Consider the following 4,766-nt stretch of genomic DNA (forward strand, 5'->3'; position numbering starts at 1 on the left):
CCACACTGATCCGTCGTGTCACCCTGGACCTCACCGGGCTGCCTCCAACGGTGGCGGATGTGGAGGCCTTTCTCAAAGACAGCTCTCCACAGGCGTATGAGCACGTGGTGGACCGCCTTCTTGCCTCCGACCAGTACGGGGAACTTATGGCCCGGCAGTGGCTGGACTTTGCGCGCTACGCGGACAGTCACGGCTTTCAGACGGACAGCAGCCGGCAGATGTGGCCCTGGCGGGACTGGGTGATCCGCGCCTTCAATACCAATCTGCCATTCGACCAGTTTACCGTGCAGCAGATTGCCGGTGACCTGCTGCCCAATCCAACCCGGGATCAGGTGGTGGCCACCGGGTTCAATCGCAACCACCGTTTGAACGGCGAGGGCGGGATCATCGATGAGGAATGGCGGATCGAAAACAATATTGACCGGGTCGAGACCATGGGCTCCACCTGGCTGGCGCTCACCTTCCACTGCTGCCGGTGTCACGATCACAAGTTCGATCCCATAACGCAGAAGGACTTCTACTCGATGTTCGCCTTCTTCAACAACGTGCCGGAGCGGGGCACCATTCAGGGGACGTCCAACCGGAGTGGAGGCAATGCGCCGCCCATCGTCGATGTGCCCAGTCCGGATCAGGAGATTCTGCTGGCGCAGCTGAAAGCGGCCGTGAAGGCAGCAGAAGCCCATGTGGCCGCCGAGGCGAAGACGCTTCCGCAACTGGTTTCCCAATGGGAGGCACAGGCGGTGAAGGAATCGGCCGAGTCTGTGGCTATGTGGCACCCCGTGGAACCTGAGTCTGTGCAGTCCCAGGGCGGAGCCACGCTGACCCGCCAGACCGATGGCAGCTTTCTCGCCAGTGGGAAGAACCCCGCCAAGGACGTCTATGTGATCACCCTTAAGGCAGGAGAGGCGCCGGTCACGGGTTTCCTTCTGGAGTGCTTCCCTGATGCGAGCCTGCCCAATCAAAGCCTGGGCCGGGCCGCCAATGGCAACTTTGTGCTGGGTGGATTTGACGTGGATGTGGCGAGCCCGGAGACCGGTGGCAATCCCGTGCAGGCCAAGCTGGTGAAGGCGGTGGCTGATTACTCTCAAAAGGACTGGGACATTGGCCAGCTGGCCACGGCGAAGAAAAAGCGTCAGGTGGGCAAGGGCTGGGCGGTGGAGGGGCATGTGAAGAAGGAGCCGCGCAAGGCCATGTTCGTCTTGGACCAGCCCATCGCACCGGGAGCAAGAGTCACGATCACGCTTTCCCACAATGCCCTGAACTCGCACAACATCGGTCGGTTCCGTCTCGCCACTTCCTCCCAGTCGGCCACTGCGTTGAACGTGGGCGGTGCCTCGGAAATGGCCGCCGCAAAGCTGGTGCTGGCGACCCCGTTGGCCAAACGGACGCCGGAGCAAAAAGCGGCCTTGGAAAAATATGTGCGCTCCGCAGTGGATCATCCTTTGCGCAGGGCGGATCGCGAACTCGCTGTCGCTCAGAAGGCGCTGACTGAACTGGAGAAACAACTGCCCAACGTCATGGTGATGCAGGAGATGGCCCAGCCTCGGGATGCCTTCATCCTGGAGCGTGGGGAGTATGACAAACCCAGGGCCAAGGTGACCATGGCCACTCCGGCAGTGCTTCCCCCCATACCTGCGGGAGCGCCGGTGAACCGCCTGGGCCTGGCGAAATGGATTGTTGATCCATCGAACCCGCTCACGGCCCGCGTGTGGGTGAACCGTGCGTGGGAGCGGTTCTTCGGTTTTGGCCTGTGCAAGACCACGGAGGACCTGGGCTCGCAGTCGGAGTGGCCCTCTCATCCGGAGTTGCTGGACTGGCTGGCCACAGAGTTCCTGCGTGAGAAATGGGACATGAAGGCCATGCAGAAGCTCATGGTCATGAGCTCCACCTACCAGCAGTCTTCCCGGCAGACGAAGGAGTTGATTGAGCGCGATCCGGACAACCGCCTGCTCGCTCGTGGTCCGCGCTTCCGTTTGGGCGGCGAAGTGATCCGGGATCAGGCCCTAGCAGTCTCTGGCTTGCTGGTGCCGAAGGTGGGTGGTCCCAGTGTGAAGCCTTATATGCCAGATGGTGTGTGGGATGAGACCAGCAAGTACGGCGACCTGCGCGGCTACAAGGAGGATGCGGGAGAGGGGCTCTACCGGCGCAGTCTCTACACGATCTGGAAACGCACCGCAGCGCCGCCTTCCATGTTGCTGTTCGATGCTCCCACGCGGGAGATCTGCACCGTGAAGCGCAGTCGCACCAATACACCGCTGCAGGCGCTGGCCCTGCTCAATGAAGTGACCTATGTCGAGGCCTCCCGCGGCCTGGCCACCCAGATGATGGGACACGGCAGCACTCCGGAGGAGCGGATCCGCTATGGCTACCGGCGTGCCACCGCACGGGAACTGGATACCATGGCGCTGCAGACACTGCTCAAGGGCTTCAACGACCGCCTCGCTCATTTCAAAGAACATCGGGATGAAGCCGTCAGTTTGCTGTCGCAGGGGGCCAAGAAAGCCGATCCCGCGCTGGATGCGACGGAACTGGCCGCCTACACCACCACGGCAGCGGTGCTGCTGAACCTGGATCGCGTGGTCACGCGGGACTGATCCTGGAATGCCTCCTCAACCCTCTTTCTATTGCCTAGAACCATGAACACCGGTTTTCCCTATCAGGACCTGTTAAACCGCCGCATTTTCCTGGGGCGCAGCGCCACCGCGATGGGCGGTGCGGCTCTGGCCTCGCTCTTTGCGGGGGACGGTCGGGCGGCCAATGCCGCGGCAGGGGGCATGACGGTGGCTCCCTCGGGCGGGCCGGGCCTTCCAGGCTTTCCCAATTTCCCTGCGAAGGCCAAGCGGGTGATCTACCTCTTCCAGTCCGGGGCACCTTCCCAGATGGACTTGTTTGACCCCAAGCCACAGATGGAGAAACGGCGTGGTGAGAATCTGCCTGAATCCATTCGCCAAGGGCAGCGGCTTACCACGATGACCTCGGGGCAGAAATCGTTCCCAGTGGCACCCTCCATCTTCAAGTTTGCCCAGCATGGGCAGAGCGGGGCCTGGATCAGTGAGCTCATGCCGCATCTTTCCGGGATTGCTGACGATCTCTGTTTCATCAAATCCATGCATACGGAGGCGATCAACCATGATCCCGCCATCACTTTCTGCCAGACGGGTTCCCAGCTGGCGGGGCGGCCCAGTATTGGATCCTGGCTGAGCTATGGTCTTGGCAGCAACAATCAAGATATGCCGGCCTATGTGGTGCTGACCTCCTTTGGCACCGGCCGCCGCGATGACCAGCCGTTGTATGACCGCCTGTGGGGAAGTGGCTTCGTGCCCACCCAGCATCAGGGGGTGAAATTCCGCAACAAGGGGGATGCCGTGTTGTACCTCTCGAACCCCTCCGGAGTGGGGCGGTCAATCCGGCGTCAGCAGCTTGATGAACTGGCGGCGCTCAATGGACAGGACTTTGCGCAGTTCGGCGATCCCGAGACGCAGACCCGCATCGCCCAGTACGAGATGGCGTTCCGCATGCAGACCAGTGTGCCGGACCTGCTGGATATTTCCAAGGAGCCCAAGCAGGTGCTGGAGGCCTATGGACCAGAGGTGACCAAACCTGGCACCTACGCGGCAAACTGCCTGCTCGCGCGTCGGTTGGCCGAGCGGGATGTGCGTTGCATCCAGCTATTCCACATGGGCTGGGACCATCATGGTGGTCTGCCCAAGGCCATGCAGGGGCAGTGCTACGACACCGACCAGCCTACGGCGGCGCTGATCAAAGATCTGAAGGCTCGGGGACTGCTGGAGGACACGCTCATTGTCTGGGGAGGGGAGTTTGGGCGCACCATTTATTCCCAAGGAGCTCTGACTGAGACGACCTACGGTCGTGATCATCATCCGCGCTGCTTCACGGTCTTCATGGCCGGTGCCGGGGTGAAAGGTGGCATGAGCCTGGGAGAGACGGACGACTATTGCTACAACATCGTCTCTGATCCCGTGCATGTGCATGACCTCAATGCGACGATCTTACACTTGATGGGCGTGGATCACACGCGTCTGACCTTCAGGTTCCAGGGGCGGGATTACCGGCTGACGGACGTGCATGGCAAGGTGGTGAAGGAGGTGCTGAGGGTGTAGTTCTTGGTTCTTGGTTCTTGGTTCTTGGTTCTTGGTTCTTGGTTCTTGTGGTGCGTTATCTCATGAACCCGGAGGGTTCGCCATGCGTAGCCATGGGGCGGCCGAGTGGAGCGAGGACTACCCATGGAATCCTGCGCTGGGAATTCTACCGCGGAGCGGTAGGCATGAGGCGGCCAAGAAATCTGCCGGTCTAATCGTGGGAATGTCGTCAGGGTTTCGCAAGACGATGGGCCTACCGCTCCGCGGTAGCATGCGAATGGACGACATCCACGGGTAGCCCTCGCTTCGCTCGGTCGACCCGTGGCTATTCATGGTGAACCCTCCGGGTTCGGATGGCTTGATTGGTTTAGGTGATGGAGTGTCTATCGTGGCAGTGTGGGCAGGGCGGAGACGGATGCTGCGTGGACGATTTAAGTTCTTGGCGCGTGAACATGGGTGATGTGTGGGATGCTTGGTCCGTCATCTCCTCCGGTCACCATCGGCGGTTGTGCAAGCACAAACCGCCGCTCCTTGGAGGCAGTCGGGTTTTGGTGGCTGTTGCGTGACAGCGAACGTTCTTATGAGGCAACCAGAGCGGTCGCTCTATAACCCCGGGGCGGCTTGGTCTTGAGATGTCTCGTTATCCTTTCACGACGGCCCCGCTGT

The 4,766-nt window shown here is 61.0% G+C and carries 2 protein-coding genes; both read left to right on the forward strand.

Translation table 11 applies throughout. The annotated features are described in order from the left end of the window. Positions 1-2,594: DUF1549 and DUF1553 domain-containing protein (locus BV106_RS19465; RefSeq protein WP_038167372.1), on the forward strand; the 2,594-nt coding region annotated here is incomplete at its 5' end. Positions 2,595-2,636: 42 nt separating this feature from the next. Continuing rightward, entirely contained in the window at positions 2,637-4,121 is a 1,485-nt protein-coding gene (locus tag BV106_RS19470) for a DUF1501 domain-containing protein (RefSeq protein WP_038167374.1), read from the forward strand. Positions 4,122-4,766: the final 645 nt, after the last annotated feature.

The organism is Verrucomicrobium sp. BvORR106 (genome assembly GCF_000739655.1).
Taxonomy (GTDB): Bacteria; Verrucomicrobiota; Verrucomicrobiia; order Verrucomicrobiales; family Verrucomicrobiaceae; genus Verrucomicrobium.